The organism is Myroides sp. C6-3 (genome assembly GCF_050522425.1).
In the GTDB taxonomy this organism is placed as follows: domain Bacteria; phylum Bacteroidota; class Bacteroidia; order Flavobacteriales; family Flavobacteriaceae; genus Flavobacterium.
Genome location: NZ_JBMVQP010000005.1, coordinates 101,380 through 117,366 on the forward strand (window position 1 = coordinate 101,380; position 15,987 = coordinate 117,366).

A 15,987-nucleotide genomic window follows, 5' to 3' on the forward strand; every position below is an offset into this window, starting at 1 on the left:
AATAACGAAAACCGTTATTCCTTTTTTTATGTCCTAGTTGTAGGACCTTTTCTCTTTATTCTTCTAGGTTATTTTCTTTTAATAACGCTTGGGCTCTGTCTAAGTCTTGTTCGGCTACAAATACGTGAACAGCCTTTCCTAGTGTGCCGTATCCTGCACTGCGTCCTGCTTCAATATCATCACGGATAATATAAGCTATCTCATTTTCTTCTAATACGTTGCGTACGGCTAAAACCATAACCTCACTACCGGCGAATAATTTCTTGTGATCCATATTCTTCTATTTTTACTTAAAAGTACACTTTTTAAATGGAAAAAAGGAAAGTACCCCTACTTTTTTTAACAAAGTTTTCGCTTGAATTACCCTATTTTGGTGAGAAAGTTCTATTTTTACTTGACACAAGATTATCGATATGTACAACCTCAAAATAGATTATGCAGAAGGTGCTCACCCTGCAATTTTAGATCAGTTGCTCGAAACGAATTTCATCCAGCAGAACGGTTATGGTAGTGATGAATATACCCTAAAAGCACAAGCAATTTTACGAGAGAAAATGAACCAAGCTAAGGCGGAGATTTTCTTTGTATCTGGAGGAACACAAGCTAACTTACTCGTAATTTCTTTCTTGTTGCGACCGCATGAAGCCGTTATCAGTGCAACTACTGGGCATATTTATGCTAATGAAACAGGAGCAATTGAAGCAACAGGCCACAAGGTCATCCCAATCGAAAGCAAAGATGGTAAGTTAACTCCCTTGCAAATCAAGCAAACCTTAGCGCTGTATCAATTGCGTCCTCATGTGGTGAAGCCTAAAGTCGTTTATATCTCCAATACAACCGAAATAGGAACTGTGTACACGGAAAGTGAATTGCGCGATTTATCAGCATTTTGTAAAGCTGAGGGACTTCTTCTCTTTCTGGATGGTGCGCGTTTAGGACACGCCCTAACTGCAGCAAGTAACGACTTAACGTTAGAACGAGTTGCGGAGTTAGTCGATGTTTTTTACATAGGAGCAACAAAAAACGGAGCTTTATTTGGTGAAGCAATCGTTTTTCCAAACCCAAAATTAGCGGTTGATTTCGATTATAACCTCAAACAAAAGGGGGCCCTTTTTGCAAAGGGCAGGGTACTCGGTATTCAGTTTCTCGCTCTTTTTCAAGATGACCTTTATTTTAAATTGGCAAAGGATGCCAATGGTATGGCAGCAAAATTAGCGCAAGCTTTCCATGAAGAAGGGTTTTCTTTTTTAGTAGCGCCTTCAAGTAATCAAATCTTTCCCATCTTACCGCTTGACCTCATTAAGCGCCTCCAAGAAAAGTTCGATTTTTACGTGTGGAAACCCATAAATGCAGAATATGCGGCCATACGTCTCATTACTTCTTGGACAACCGATGACCTAATGCTCGATGTATTCATTTCTATGCTAAAGGAATAAGCCCTATGGAACAAGTTTTTATTACGGATTTAGATGGAACCTTACTCAATAATCGCGGTTACTTGAGTTACGATAGTGAAGAAATACTACGCGAAATAAGGTTGAATTCCCCTCACAAAATTGGCTTTGCCACAGCTAGGGGATTAACAAGCGCTGCTAAAGTCGTGCAACAAGTAGATTGGAATTTTCCCGTTATTCTTAATAATGGCGCAGTAATTTACGATTGGCAAGCGCAAAAAGTACTGAAAATAAAAGGAATCGAGCCTCTTGTCGTGCAAGAAGTACTAGAATTAGGTCAATGCCAAGGACTTTCACCTTTTGTCTTTACGTTGAATGAGGACTTTGAGGAAGGGATCTTTTATCAAGAAAATCCCAGTATAGGATTACAGTATTTTATGAAGCTGAGACCAAGTGATCCTCGTTTTATTGAAGTAGAACAACTCATACAAACCGCCTCAGATTGGGATACACAAAGCTTAGTTGTGATGTTTATTGATACGTACGATACTTTAGTATCCTTTAAACTCCAATTACAAGAACAGCATGGCGATGCTCTTAAATGCTTGTTGATGCAGGATCAATATATCCCCAATCAATTTGTATTGGAAATCTCAAGCGCAGACGCAACAAAAGAAAAGGCCATCGAGTTTTTACAAAATGCGTATGCAATTCCATCGGACCATTTGCATTTATTTGGAGACAACCTCAATGATCAAGGCATGCTTCAGTTAGACGCTCATACCTACGCCGTTGGCAATGCACATCCAACAATACTCGAACTCGTTCAACACAAAATACCAACCAACGAGGAAGATGGTGTGACACAAACGATTAAACACCTTGTCCATTCTATCTTCTGAGAGAAGAAAGCCTTTTAGCCCTTCTGAAAAAAGGAAATTATAGTATTCCCTATTTTTTTTATACCTTCGGCTTTTCTTTTCAACAACTCATAAAGAAGAAAAATAGTAAACCAACAATAAAAACTAAAAACATAAATTCATGAAATTAGCTAGTATCAACAATGGCACAAGAGATGGTCAATTAGTCGTTGTTTCAAAAGATTTAACCAAAGCAGTTGTAGTAAGTGAAATTGCTACAACAATGCAAGCAGCATTAGATCAATGGGCAACAAAAGAATCACTTTTAAAAGAAGTGTATGACAACTTAAACGCAGGAAAACTATCTAATACCATCGATTTTGCAACGGCTAAAATAATGGCACCAATCCCACGTGCATATCACTGGGCAGATGGAAGTGCTTATGTAACACACGTTGAGTTGGTGCGCAAAGCAAGAAATGCAGAATTGCCAGAATCATTTTGGACTGATCCATTAATGTATATGGGAGCCTCGGATGCTTTTATTGGAGCAACAGATGATATCCTCATCGAAAAAGAAGAGTGGGGAATCGACTTCGAATCTGAAGTAGCTGTTATTACAGACGACGTACCTCCAGGAGTAGATGCGCAAACCGCATTGAAACACATTAAATTAGTAACGATTTTAAATGACGTTTCACTGAGAAATTTAATCCCAGCAGAATTAGGTAAACAATTTGGATTTTACCAGTCAAAACCATGGACAGCATTCGCACCAGTTATGGTAACTTTAGATGAGCTAGGAGCAGATTGGCAAGAGGGAAAAGTGCATTTGCCTTTACATTCAACGTTAAATGGAACTTTAGTAGGATCACCCAATGCAGGTGTAGATATGACGTTTAACTTCGGTCAGCTCGTAGCACACGCAGCCAAAACGCGTTCGCTAATGGCAGGAACAGTAATCGGATCAGGAACCGTTGCCAATCAAGGTAGCCCAACAGGATCAAGCTGTTTAGCAGAAGTAAGATGCTTAGAAACCATTAAGGATGGAAAACCATCAACCCCATTCATGCAATTCGGTGACCGCATCGAAATTGAAATGATGGACAAAGAAGGAAAAAGCATTTTTGGTAGAATTAACCAAGTGGTAAAAGAATACAAAAAATAAGATAAAGAAAGGAGCGAATTTTCGCTCCTTTTTTTTGGTTATCTGTTATCTGTTATCAGGGATCAGAAGTTTTTTCTTTAAAAGAAAATTTCTTCCACAAACAACGAGCAAACCGAACAAACCTCACAACGAACAAACCTCACAACGAACAAACCTCACAACGAACAAACCTCACAACGAACAAACCTCACAACACACAAACCTCACAACGAACAAATCTCACAACGAACAAACCTCACAACAAGCAAACCGAACAAACCTCACAACGAGCAAACCGAACAAACCTCACAACAAGCAAACCGAACAAACCTCACAACGAGCAAACCGAACAAACCTCACAACGAGCAAACCGAACAAACCTCACAACAAACAACTGAGTTCCCCATATCCACGTTTGAGTGTTTACATTTTTCCGTTTCAGTTCGTTTTTTTAAGGCAATACTCAAAATAGCTGTACTATTGTACTAGGTTAAAACTTGTGAAAGAGATAAGTATGTCCTGTGTTTAAGTGTTTGGGGTTCTTTTTTGATATAAAATGGTTGAGTTAAAATTTTATCAGAATCGCTTACATAATAGGTCATATTTTCTTTTACTAGGTTAGTAATTGATAAGGTGAATGAGAAGAACAAACTTGTAATGAGTTTGTTCTTTTTTTATTTAAATTTTCATCACTTATTTTGTTTTTTGTCTCTCCTAACTATTTTGTATTTTTGAGCGGATAAAAGACAAACACAATGAAACTCATATTTGCTTCAAACAACAAGAACAAGATTCAAGAAATTAAAAGCCAAGTACCCGATTCAATTGAAATATTGAGTTTAGAAGATATAGGATGCATGGTAGACATTCCAGAAACTGCTGATACTATTGAGGGTAACGCCTTATTAAAAGCAGATTACATCAAGAGACACTATGGATTCAATTGTTTTGCGGATGATTCTGGTTTAGAAGTAGATGCATTACAAGGGGCTCCAGGGGTATACTCTGCCCGATATGCAGGAGAAGAGAAGAACGATCAGGCAAATAACGCGAAATTACTTCGTGAATTAGCAGATAAGGACAACCGAAAAGCCAATTTTAAAACGGTAATTGCCTTGCATTACAAGGGAGAACAGCATCTGTTTACCGGAATTAGCAAGGGAGAAATCTTACTTGCCGAACAAGGAGAGGGGGGATTTGGCTACGACCCGTTATTTCGAGGGGAAGGGATGACGCAGTCCTTCGCTGAATTGAGTATAGAACAAAAAAATGCAGTTAGTCACCGCGGAAGAGCTGTCAGCCAGCTAGTAGATTTTTTGAAAGACAAAGAAGAATAAAAGAAATTAACGAAAAGAGCTTTCCGTGATGGAAGGCTTTTTTTATACCTAACTGTTATTTAAAATGATATAAATCAGAGGATTACTTACTCTTCCTTTTCTCTTAACCGCCTGTATTCACTTTACTAAATTGAAAAAGCAATGAATAAAGGCTAAAAGTTAAATCGAAAAAAGTTTTGTAGTCTGCAAGAATACTATAAATTTGATTAATTTTGCAATCGTTAAAATCAATAAAGATACAAAGGAACAACTATGATACTATCAATTGTTGGTTATGGAGATCCTGTTTTGCGTAAAGTAGGTGAAAACATAACAAAAGATTACCCCCATTTAGATGAGTTAATTGCTAATATGTACGATACGATGTATTCGGCTAGTGGAGTAGGATTAGCGGCTCCTCAAGTGGGACTGCCAATTCGATTATTCGTAGTTGATTGTGCACCATTTGCAGAGATTGAAGATAATACACCCGAAGAAAAAGAGTTTTTAACCAACTATAAACGAACGTTTATCAATGCCAAAATCATCAATGAAGAAGGCAACGAATGGGCCTTCAATGAGGGGTGTTTGAGTATTCCCGATGTACATGAATTGGTGACTCGAAAAGAGCAAATCACCATTGAATACTGCGATGAAAACTTTGTGAGCTATACCGAAACAATTAACGGATTAGCGGCACGTGTCATTCAACACGAGTACGATCATATTGAAGGAATTCTCTTTACAGATAAATTATCTAGCCTAAAGAAGAAACTAATCGCCAAGCGATTGAAGAATATTATGGAAGGTAAAGTATTTACAGACTATAAAATGAAATTTGCTGCTAAAAAAGGCAGATAAAAAATTGGAAATTAAGAAGTAATTAAGATATTTGTTACAAAAGAAAAATTTTAGAAAATGAGTTTAGAAAAAGTATTAGCTATTTCTGGTAAACCAGGATTATTTGAGTTAATTGTTCAAACACGCACAGGATTTATCGCAGAATCATTAGTTGACGGGAAAAGAAGCACGGTAGGATTAAAAAACAACGTTAGTTTATTATCTGAAATCTCAATATACACACACGAAGGAGAAGTTAAACTATTTGACGTGTTTAAAAATATCGCAGCAAAAGAAAATAATGGAGAGGCGATTTCTCACAAAGTTTCTGATCCTGAATTAGTTGCTTATTTCCAAGAAGTATTGCCAAACTACGATGCAGAGCGCGTTTACAATTCAGATATTAAAAAGGTAATCAACTGGTATAATATCGTACAAAAAAGAGGATTGATTCAAGAAACTTTCCAAGAAGTGGTTGAAGAAAATAAATAAGAAAAAAGAATAGATAAAAAGCTCGTTGTACAACGAGCTTTTTTATTTTTACCCTACATTAATACAAATTGCTATGCATACACAACAAGAAAAATTAGAAGCCATTGGACGTTTGTTAACGATCATGGATGAATTGCGCGTTCAATGCCCTTGGGACCAAAAACAAACTTTTGATTCTTTGCGCTCTTTGACTATTGAAGAGGTTTATGAATTGGCAGATAGTATTTCTAGCAAGGATTCCAAAGAAATGCAAGGCGAACTCGGCGACTTGCTCATGCATATTGTCTTTTACGCCAAAATCGGTAGCGAACAAGGCTTGTTTGATGTAAAAACGATTGCTGATGGAATTTGTGAGAAATTGATTTATAGACATCCTCATATTTACGGAGACGCAAAAGTTGCCAACGAACAAGAAGTACTTCAAAATTGGGAGCAATTGAAGCTTAAAGAAGGCCGTAAATCAGTTTTAGAAGGAGTTCCAACAAGTTTACCTGCTATTATCAAAGCGTTGCGTATGCAGGAAAAAGCTAGTGGTATTGGTTTTGATTGGAGTAATAAGACCGAGGTTTGGGCAAAAGTAGAAGAAGAAATTGAAGAGTTTAAAGCAGAAGAACTAGCAGCTAATAAAGAACGCATGGAAAAAGAATTTGGCGATATTCTTTTTTCACTTGTCAATTATGCGCGTTTTGTTGGCATTGATCCAGAACACGCCCTCAGTCTAACCAATCAAAAGTTTATGGCGCGTTTCCAAACCATGGAAAAACTCATCCAAGAAGAAAGTAAGGAATTGTCTCATATGAATTTAGAAGAAATGGACGTATATTGGGAGCAAGCAAAAATGAAAACGCAATAAAAAAGATGAAGAAGAATAATCCGTGGAAAATAGGAATGTGCTTGCTCCTACTGTTTTGCACCTTTGTGGGATATGGTCAACGTATTCAAAAAGATATCTTTAACGATTTGATCTTTAAAGAAGGACAGTATGAGGCTAAACTCAAAAAAGACATTTTTGACCATTTGCTTTTTACCGATTCTAACGACAATAAAATAGAATTTAACAAAGCGTATTTAGAGCAAAACATAGGAAATATGTACCAAGACTATGATGTAAAATCACTGTTCTTTCAGGATTTAGTCTTGGATTATCGCCATATCAGTGGATATGAAGCTAGTTATAAAGTGGATATCCTTGGTACGTTAACAATAACAGATAATCAGGGAAAAACAGTCAAATCTAAAGTAGATATCTTCGGAAATCTTAAAATTGATACGACAGACAAACGACATTCCTCTAGTATTGGAAAAAATTTAGCAGGTGATTTAGAGTATTCAAGTGGTAGACAATGGGCAAACTTGAAGAAAAACTATAGCAATAGTTACATCTATACTGATAGTAATAAAACTAAAATTGAAATACCAGAGGTAATTTGGGAGCGCTTTATGGATAGGTATAAATCGGAATATGCTATTTTTGAGTTTTTACTAGTAGAGTTTTTGCTAAATAGACCTTAAATTATTACTCATAATAGCACAGTTTCAGGGAATTAAAAATTGTAATGTGTTAAAGACTCAAGTAAAATGTAGTAATACTATGTTTATTTAGATGTTTTAGTAATAATTGTTTAGCGTTTTTTCTTTCAGATTATTTAAGCTAATTTGCAAAACCAAAATTTGACACGAGGTCCCCACTTCGAAAAAAGACACCTTCTGGATAGAAGTTTTTCCTTAGGAATCTCAAAAATAAAATAACATTTCGTAAAAAATCAAATTGGACAAGTAGCCACGTCTAGATTTTATGGTAATAGAAAGCCAACTCATTGAGTTGGCTTTCTCGTTTAGCATACCACTAGGAAAGTGGGAACGTAGTGGAAGGAGTAGTGGAGACAAGTCTTCGTGTGCTTTTACAAACACAGATGAAGAACCTGTGCTAGAAGCAAGAATAAAAGGTGATCCATCTAGAATAGAGGAGCATTTGGAATGACTCCGTTTAGAAAGATGTTTTGTAAAGTATTGATTAGCAGATGTTAATTGGATTGATGACCTTCTTTTTTGATTTAAATTCAGAGAGTGAGGGTAAAATGATGGTACTAAGTAAAAAAAAAGTAATTTTACTATTCACAAAAAGTATACTAAAATGACACATTTAAAAGTTGGTGATCAAGCGCCAAATTTTGTTGGTTTTGATCAAGAGGGAGTAAAACATCAGTTGAGCGATTATAAAGGCAAGAAATTAGTGGTCTTTTTTTATCCAAAAGCAAGTACACCAGGTTGTACAGCAGAAGTGTGTAATTTAAGAGATAATTACCAAGTACTAAAGGAGCAAGGGTATGAATTGTTGGGTGTTAGCGCTGATTCAGCTGCTAGACAACAAAAATTTATAGACAAGAATAACTTGCCTTTTCCGTTATTGGCTGATGAAAATAAAGAAGTTCTACTTGCCTTTGGCGTTTGGGGACCTAAAAAATTCATGGGTAGAACCTATGATGGGATTCATCGTATGACCTTCGTTATTGACGAAAAAGGAGTGATTAGCAACGTGATCGAAAAGGTTAAAACCAAAGATCACGCGGCTCAAATTTTAGAATTGTAACAAAAAAGAGCAGTACTGCTCTTTTTTGGTTATTATACATGCGTTATGAAAGAAAAGAAAATAAACAAGCAAGCGTTGTTTTTGTTAAGAGAACATGCTTCTATAAGTGAGGAAGACTTTAAAGTGCTCTATGAACAGTACGGTGTGGCTTCTCAAAGGCAATGGGAAAATTTTATCTCCTATGCACTAGCCGTTTGTGGCATCGGCTTTTTGGTTAGTGGAGTGCTATTTTTCTTTGCTTTTAATTGGGATCACATGCCTGCGATGGTCAAGTTTATACTGGTTGGAAGTGGGATTGTTGTTAGCGCTTTTTTTGCGGTTACCCCCCGAGTAAAAGAGCCGATAAACAAAATATGCCTCGTCGCTACGTCCATACTCGTCGGTGTGTTACTCGCTGTTTTTGGGCAAATCTACCAAACAGGAGCCAATGCCTATGATTTGTTTTTGACTTGGCTCTGTGTTATCACGCCATTGACCCTTGTTAGCCAATCGACATATCAATGGTTGTTTTTTAGTATTCTAGCCAATACAACGCTTATTTTGGCTATGGTACAACGCTTACAAGTAGATTCTATTTTTGTGGGAATCCTTTGTTTAGTGTTAGCCAATGCTATTCTTTTCGTATTGCCAAAGATGAAATGGATACACCCAACGTTTGAGATTGGGAATTTATATACCCAATTACAACTTGTAACGGTTTATATACTAGCTACCATAGGATTTGGCGTTTGGCTGTTTACAACTGATGCTAATTACCAACCTCAAGAACTACAAGGTGCCCTTTGGATGCTATTGCTCGCTTTATTGCTAATTGGAGGTGGTTTTGCAGTAGGATGGATGCAAAGGCAAATCTATTTGTTTTCTTATGCTTTAATTGCGGCAGTTAGCTGTGGATTAATGCTTTGGATGAAATTATTTAAAGATTCTGCAGAAGGTTTATTGATCTATATGCTCTATGCAATTGGAGCTATCTTTTTCATTATCAAGTTTGTGTCTAACAAATCAAAAGCGTGGAAGTATGAAGAGTAATTCGTGGAGTGATTTGATTCGCCAAGTGGAGAATCAAGGCGTGGTTGTAGATGAACACCTAATGCAACGCATACAGGAAGAAAACTCAATCAAGTATGTATTCTTAAAAGTAGTAGCCCTCTTGGGAAGTTTATTGGCAATGGGCTTTTTCTTCGGCTTCTTATTTCTTACGCTAGGAGATTCCTTGGGGTATGTGAGCTTTACTATTTTTGGTGTACTCTTATATGCTTTGAGTTTCTTGGGAAACAAAAAAAGAGAACCCGCCTTGAGAGATGGTGTTTTTGTCGCAACGTATATCAGTGCATTTGTTTGCTTGATGGCGGCTTATTTCGATTTTAATTCAAGTGAGAGAACTATGGAATACTGTATTGTTCTCCTTAGTTTGCTTGGTTTTTCAGTCTTTAAAAGTAAGATTATACAATTTATATCCGTCCTTAGTCTGTACTATGGACTCGTATACTTAATGGGAACGCTGAACTTAGGCTATCTTGGATTGGCGCTATTCTGGTTTGTTGTTGCCGGTGTCTATGTCTTGTTTATCAAGGAAGTCAAACTCAAAACAGCTACAAATTTTTGGTCTCAAAAATACAGCGCACTACAACATGGATTAATCGCTTTGCTATTCCTAGAAGTAGTACACGACAATATAGCGCTTATTGACCCTTCATCTTGGATCAATAGCAATAGATCGATTACCTATAATGAAGTAGGACATCAAATCTACTTCGTCTTTGTTCGGCTGGTGTTAGTCGGTTTAACTTATTTTACAGTTACTCAAATAGGGAAAAAACATGGGTTTAAGCAACTTAAACTAGTTATAGGAGGTAGTATTGTCGGTGTTTTAGCCCTCTCTTCCTTTATGAATGGATTTGGAATACCCTTAACTGTTAGTCTGCTTTTAATCGTTTGGTCTTTCCAATATCGCTTGACCAAGGGAATCGTGCTTGGCGTAGTACTGTTGTTGTTCTCCCTTGTCAGTTACTACTACTTCTTACAAGTGAGTTTACTGATTAAATCGCTGTTGCTCATGGGGTGTGGGCTTGTTTTTTTAAGTCTTTTTATAATTAATAACCGATGGAATCGTGAAAAATAAAAGAAATATAGTCGTTGTTGTAACCCTCGTTTTATTTGGTGTTTTTTTCTTACGCGCCGTGGGAAAAAAGGAAGAGACAATAAAAGAAGGCAGGCTCGTGCTATTGCCTTTAGCACCTGTAGACCCACGATCCTTGATGCAAGGAGATTATATGCAATTGAATTACGCCCTTAACGAGCAATTGCGCACAACAACACGAGATAGAGCAGATATACGCAAAAGAGGGTATATACTACTCCGTGTCAATCAACAACAAATAGGGAGCTTTCAGGATATTAGTTCGACGTTTCCTGCTGTAAAAGGAGATTCTCTTTTACCTATAAAGTACTTTAATTGGGACGGATTTACACTTGCTGTTGGTGCAGAGAGTTTTTTCTTTCAGGAAAAGAAAGATAGCCTGTATGACCAAGCTAAATATGGTGGTTTAAGAGTAGATCAACAGGGCAATAGCGTGTTGATCGGCTTATATGATGAAAATTTAAAATTAATAGAATAAAATAGATGAAAAAAGGATGCTCAGTACTGTTGTTCGTCATGGCTCTACTTACCATAGGGTGTAAGAGCCAGGCCGTTGAAAAAGAAACAGATCAAATGACACAGCTAAGACAAACAGAAGCAAGCGAAATAGCAAGCGAAATAGCAGGGGAATGGGAGCTTGTGGCTATTAAATTTCGCCAAATGACAGATGAAACACTAGAAGACCTATTTCCGTTAAAGAAACCCTTTTTGGTTATTGATACAGAGGCTATGATCATTTTCGGAAACAATGGCTGTAACGTATATCGAGGCCCTATTAAGAGTATTACAGCTACTACGCTTGTCTTAAATAAAGGCTTAGCGTCGACACTAAAGTATTGTTCAGGAGTTAAACCTTTGGTCTATATGCAAGCATTAGGTGAGGCGAAAGAATACAAAGTAGAAAAAGAGCACTTACTCTTGCAATCGAAAGATCAAGAAGTGTATTTAAAGTTTAAAAAAATAAAGAATTAACAAGTCTTTGTGTGAAATAAAAACATTAGTGTGCTTTTTGTTTTAAAAAAACTTAGAAGTATAAAAAATATGTTGTAATTTTGAGATAGAATAAAAAAAATTTACCTATGAAAAGAATTTATTTTATTGCGGCTTTAAGTGTTTTGACATTAGCTAGCTGTAAGAAAGAAGTAAAAACAGCTACAGAGGCAGTAGAAGAAGTAGCTCCAAAAGAAACAATTGCTGATAATTCAAGAACAGCTTTAGACTGGGCAGGTACTTATAAAGGTACTATTCCATGTGCAGATTGTCCTGGAATTGATGAAACAATTGAAATCAAACAAGATGGTACGTTCAAAATAGTAGACCATTATCAAGAGAAAAAAGACGGTCATTTTGAATCTGAAGGAACATTTGAGTGGGACGCGACAGGAAACAAAATCACGCTTACTTCAAAAGATGGAAGTAAAAAAATGGTTGCTGTTCACGAAGGAAGTATCTTGCTTTTAGATGAAGACGGAAATGAAATTACAGGTAATATGGCAGAACTTTACCGTTTGAAAAAACAGTAAAAAACGGACTATAACAAAGAAATAAAAGGCGAAAATGGCAGTCATTTTCGCCTTTTTTTTGCTATTTACTCAAGTAGATTCAAACGGATTCTAGTTGAATTTAAGGTGTTTAAAGGGGTGTTTAAAGGGGTGTTTAAAGGGGTGTTACGTTGAAAAATACGTGGTAAATACACTGTTTTTGCGAGAGGTTTAAAGGCAAAATGTACTTGTTTTGCACTAAAATAAAAGAGAAATATCAAGCTTAAAACACAGCTTACACGCTTTGTTTTTCCGAGTTTTTGAGGATAGAATAGGGAAGTGAAATAGAAAATATCGTCCATTGTAAGACGGGTAGTTTTGCAAGTAAACGACAGCTTTTCGAAAGTAGCGCTACAAAAAGTATAGCTGCAATTGACAGAAAAATCAATTGAATGCATTGTAATACTGGGTATAATTTAGAGGAAATAGGTGTTCTTTTTTTTAAAAAAAAGGAGCTTTTTTAAGAAATAAAAGTGCGTTATATTTGACGGATTTAATTCATTTTTTTTAAACGTAACTTTATTTTGATCTACTTGTTAATAGGGTGTTTCTTTAGCTTTTTTGTTGTGAGAAAACATTAAAAATGATACATAACATTAAGTTATGGGTTGTTTGTTTGAAACGTAATGTATTGATTTCTTTTAATGTAAGATATTTTATCTCATCTTTTACTTGATGTTGAATTATTTTACTTTAATAGCGCTTAGCTGTTAAATCTTTTTTGAGCTAAGCGTCTTTTTTCAGAGGGTAAAAAAAGTTACATCCTTTTACTTCAAGCAATACTTTATGTTTTTTTAGTTGAACTAAACCGAAAAAAAAGAGAATGGTAAATAGGAGTTTTGATTTCCTTCCTACAAATAAAAGTAGGCGTTGTGTTTACAATATTTTTATCCTTAATTTTGCAAGCATAGTCAATGTGTACTAGTTTTTTTTGAAAGTTTACTTCATATGTCAAAAACCAAAACTTGGGTTTCTGCTGCAAGATTGCGCACCTTACCTTTATCGATTTCGGGAATCATTGTAGGAACTGCTTGTGCTTTTCCATCTTATGCTCATCATCCTAATTTTTATCTTATTTTTTTCTTTGCTATTTTGACGACTTTGCTGTTTCAGATTTTGTCAAATTTTGCCAACGATTATGGAGATGGAGTAAAGGGAACGGATAATGAAAATAGAGTTGGCCCACAGCGGGCACTACAAAGTGGTTTGTTGACGAAAGAGGAGCTGAAAAAAGGGATTGTTTTTACAGCTGGGTTGTCTTTAGTTTCTGCCTTGCTATTAATTTATCTTTCTTTTGGAAGAGATCATTTTTTCACCTCTTTGTTTTTCTTTGTGTTGGGGATTAGCTGTGTCGCTGCGGCAATTAAATATACAGTTGGGCAATCTGCTTATGGATATAGAGGGTTAGGCGATTTGTTTGTCTTTATCTTTTTTGGTCTGGTTAGTGTCATCGGTTGTTTTTACCTCTATGGGCAGACTATTGATGTTTGGGTAATCTTGCCTGCGGTTGCCGTAGGAAATTTGAGCATTGCTGTTTTGAATATTAATAATATGCGCGATTTAGATGCGGACAAGGTAGTGGGTAAAAATACACTAGCTGTTAAGTTAGGGCGTCAACGCGCGAAATACTACCACTATTTCATTATTCTTTTTGCTTTAGCGGCATTTATTATCTACGCGCTATACTGTGAGAAGGCCTGGTGGAATTATGCGTTTATTCTGGCTTATTTTCCCTTGATCAAACATTTGTTTTTTGTGCGTAACAATACTGAGCCCAAAGAACTCGATAGTCAAATGAAAATTGTTGCACTTAGTACTTTTTTTGTTTCTGTGCTTTTTTCCTTAGCTTTAATCTTATAAAATAAAAATTATGAAAATAACGTACTACGGTCATGCTTGTCTAGGCATCGAGATGGAAGATATTCACGTAATAGTAGATCCCTTTATTACGGGTAATCCACTTCCTGCAGCAAGGGAAATTAACGTCAATGATATAAAAGCAGATTATATTCTCTTGACACATGCTCATGGCGATCACATTGCAGATGTTGAGTTGATCGCTCAAAATAATCCAGATGTTGTGATTGTTTCTAATGCTGAAATAGCAGGACATTACGAAGCCAAAGGATTTAATGCGCATCCCATGAATCACGGGGGAAGCTGGCAGTTTGATTTTGGCAAAGTAAAATATACACCAGCCATTCACTCTAGTTCTTTTCCCGATGGAAGCTACGGGGGACAACCTGGGGGATTTGTCATTGAAAGCAAAAACAAAAATATTTACATCGCTGGGGATACCTCTCTGACGATGGACATGAAATTAATTCCCATGTTTACGGATTTGGATCTGGCCATCCTGCCTATCGGAAGTAATTTTACCATGGGAGTAGATGAAGCGGTTGTCGCTTCTGATTTTGTACAATGTGATAAAGTACTCGGTTATCACTTTGATACCTTTGGCTATATTGAAATTGATCACGAAGAGGCAAAGCGAAAATTCTTTGAAAAAGGAAAAGACTTAATGCTTTTGAATATTGGTGAAAGCTTAACTTTATAAAATAAGATGAAAGCAACGTATAGTAAGTATATTTTGCGTTTTAAGCGACCATCTGCTACCTCAAGGGGTGTTATGACAGAAAAGGAGACTTGGTTGCTTAAAATCGAAGAAAATGGTAAAATTGGAATAGGAGAGTGCGGTATACTGCGCTCTCTTAGTTTTGATGATCGTCCTGATTATGAAGCTCAATTGAAATGGGTTGTTGAACACATTCACCTGGGAAAGGAGGCGCTATGGGAAGCATTACGCGATTGGCCTTCTATTCAATTTGGTGTTGAACAGGCTTTTTTATCCTTTAATGGTACAACTCCTTTTGTGCTTTTTCCTTCTGCTTTCGTGGAGGGAAAAGCAGCAATTCCCATTAATGGGTTAATTTGGATGGGAGAGGAAGCTTTTATGAAGGAACAGATAGATGAAAAAATAGCCCAAGGATTTACCTGTGTTAAGTTGAAAATTGGCGCCATTGATTTTGAGGCTGAATGGAACTTATTGGAGTATATCCGAAAGCACTTCAGTGCGCAACAAATTGAATTGAGAGTGGATGCCAATGGCGGTTTTTCTGTGGAAGATGCTCCTGCTAAGTTAAAAAGACTTGCTGAACTGTCTCTTCACAGTATCGAACAGCCGATTAAACAGCAGCAAATTCCTCAAATGGCTGCTTTATGTCGATCGACAGCTTTGCCTATTGCATTAGACGAAGAGTTGATTGGCGTTACTAACTATGTGGATAAAGTGGCGCTACTAGAGACTATTCGCCCACAGTATATTATCTTAAAACCGAGCTTAGTTGGTGGGTTTAAAGGTAGCTTGGAGTGGATTGAAATCGCAGAGCGCTTGAACATAGCCTGGTGGATTACGTCTGCTTTGGAAAGTAATATCGGCTTAAATGCAATTGCACAATGGACTTTTACCCTTCGTAATCCAATGCCTCAAGGGTTAGGTACGGGTGGTTTATATACCAATAACTTTGACTCTCCTTTGGAAGTAAAAGAAGGGAAACTTTGGTATGATAAAATAAAGGGGTGGGAATTGTAGGTTTGTGAGGTTTGTGAGGTTTGTGAGGTTTGTGAGGTTTGTGAGGTTTGTGAGGTTTGTGAGGTTTGTGAGGTT

Annotated in this window: 18 protein-coding genes; 17 read left to right on the plus strand and 1 reads right to left on the minus strand. The window is 36.7% G+C overall.

The window, feature by feature from the left end; all coding sequences use genetic code 11:
• Window positions 1-55: 55 nt before the first annotated feature.
• Entirely contained in the window at window positions 56-274 is a 219-nt protein-coding gene (locus tag ACPDG9_RS03800; RefSeq protein WP_430526437.1) for a putative signal transducing protein, read from the minus strand.
• Between the two features lie 139 nt (window positions 275-413).
• Here ACPDG9_RS03800 and ACPDG9_RS03805 point away from each other — a divergent pair, with 139 nt between their 5' ends.
• From ACPDG9_RS03805 to ACPDG9_RS03885, 17 genes are all read left to right on the plus strand, one after another.
• On the plus strand, window positions 414-1,436 hold the full coding sequence (locus ACPDG9_RS03805) for a threonine aldolase family protein (protein WP_430526438.1): 1,023 nt from the start codon (window positions 414-416) through the stop codon (window positions 1,434-1,436).
• Window positions 1,437-1,441: 5 nt separating this feature from the next.
• A complete protein-coding gene (locus ACPDG9_RS03810; protein WP_430526439.1) occupies window positions 1,442-2,296 on the plus strand; it encodes an HAD-IIB family hydrolase in 855 nt (284 codons plus the stop codon).
• Between the two features lie 139 nt (window positions 2,297-2,435).
• Window positions 2,436-3,422, plus strand: a complete 987-nt coding sequence (locus tag ACPDG9_RS03815) for a fumarylacetoacetate hydrolase family protein (RefSeq protein WP_430526440.1) — start codon at window positions 2,436-2,438, stop codon at window positions 3,420-3,422.
• A 734-nt stretch (window positions 3,423-4,156) separates the two neighbouring features.
• A complete protein-coding gene (locus tag ACPDG9_RS03820; protein WP_430526441.1) occupies window positions 4,157-4,738 on the plus strand; it encodes a non-canonical purine NTP diphosphatase in 582 nt (193 codons plus the stop codon).
• A 252-nt stretch (window positions 4,739-4,990) separates the two neighbouring features.
• Complete coding sequence (gene def, locus ACPDG9_RS03825; protein WP_430526442.1) at window positions 4,991-5,578, plus strand: peptide deformylase; 588 nt, start codon at window positions 4,991-4,993, stop codon at window positions 5,576-5,578.
• A gap of 57 nt (window positions 5,579-5,635) precedes the next feature.
• On the plus strand, window positions 5,636-6,049 hold the full coding sequence (locus ACPDG9_RS03830) for a DUF5606 domain-containing protein (protein ID WP_430526443.1): 414 nt from the start codon (window positions 5,636-5,638) through the stop codon (window positions 6,047-6,049).
• Between the two features lie 73 nt (window positions 6,050-6,122).
• The gene (mazG, locus tag ACPDG9_RS03835; protein WP_430526444.1) at window positions 6,123-6,902 is read left to right on the plus strand and encodes a nucleoside triphosphate pyrophosphohydrolase; all 780 of its coding nucleotides are present in this window, start codon (window positions 6,123-6,125) and stop codon (window positions 6,900-6,902) included.
• Window positions 6,903-6,907: 5 nt separating this feature from the next.
• Complete coding sequence (locus tag ACPDG9_RS03840; RefSeq protein ID WP_430526445.1) at window positions 6,908-7,561, plus strand: hypothetical protein; 654 nt, start codon at window positions 6,908-6,910, stop codon at window positions 7,559-7,561.
• 622 nt (window positions 7,562-8,183) lie between these two features.
• Window positions 8,184-8,639 carry a thioredoxin-dependent thiol peroxidase gene (gene bcp / locus ACPDG9_RS03845; RefSeq protein WP_430526446.1) on the plus strand — a complete coding sequence of 152 codons (456 nt, stop codon included), beginning with the start codon at window positions 8,184-8,186 and terminating at the stop codon, window positions 8,637-8,639.
• Between the two features lie 45 nt (window positions 8,640-8,684).
• Window positions 8,685-9,668, plus strand: coding sequence for a DUF2157 domain-containing protein (locus ACPDG9_RS03850; protein ID WP_430526447.1), 984 nt, complete (start codon window positions 8,685-8,687; stop codon window positions 9,666-9,668).
• A complete protein-coding gene (locus ACPDG9_RS03855) occupies window positions 9,658-10,761 on the plus strand; it encodes a DUF4401 domain-containing protein (protein ID WP_430526448.1) in 1,104 nt (367 codons plus the stop codon). Before ACPDG9_RS03850 ends, ACPDG9_RS03855 begins: the two co-directional genes overlap by 11 nt.
• Window positions 10,751-11,257, plus strand: coding sequence for a GDYXXLXY domain-containing protein (locus ACPDG9_RS03860; protein ID WP_430526449.1), 507 nt, complete (start codon window positions 10,751-10,753; stop codon window positions 11,255-11,257). The genes ACPDG9_RS03855 and ACPDG9_RS03860 overlap by 11 nt, the downstream gene beginning before the upstream one ends.
• A gap of 5 nt (window positions 11,258-11,262) precedes the next feature.
• Window positions 11,263-11,751 (plus strand): META domain-containing protein, encoded by a 489-nt coding sequence (locus ACPDG9_RS03865; RefSeq protein ID WP_430526450.1) that lies wholly within the window; start codon window positions 11,263-11,265, stop codon window positions 11,749-11,751.
• 107 nt (window positions 11,752-11,858) lie between these two features.
• Window positions 11,859-12,302, plus strand: coding sequence for a copper resistance protein NlpE (locus ACPDG9_RS03870; RefSeq protein WP_430526451.1), 444 nt, complete (start codon window positions 11,859-11,861; stop codon window positions 12,300-12,302).
• Window positions 12,303-13,268: 966 nt separating this feature from the next.
• On the plus strand, window positions 13,269-14,180 hold the full coding sequence (gene menA / locus ACPDG9_RS03875) for a 1,4-dihydroxy-2-naphthoate octaprenyltransferase (RefSeq protein WP_430526452.1): 912 nt from the start codon (window positions 13,269-13,271) through the stop codon (window positions 14,178-14,180).
• 10 nt (window positions 14,181-14,190) lie between these two features.
• A complete protein-coding gene (locus ACPDG9_RS03880) occupies window positions 14,191-14,877 on the plus strand; it encodes a metal-dependent hydrolase (RefSeq protein WP_430526453.1) in 687 nt (228 codons plus the stop codon).
• Window positions 14,878-14,883: 6 nt separating this feature from the next.
• Window positions 14,884-15,912, plus strand: a complete 1,029-nt coding sequence (locus tag ACPDG9_RS03885) for an enolase C-terminal domain-like protein (protein ID WP_430526454.1) — start codon at window positions 14,884-14,886, stop codon at window positions 15,910-15,912.
• Window positions 15,913-15,987 lie beyond the last annotated feature (75 nt).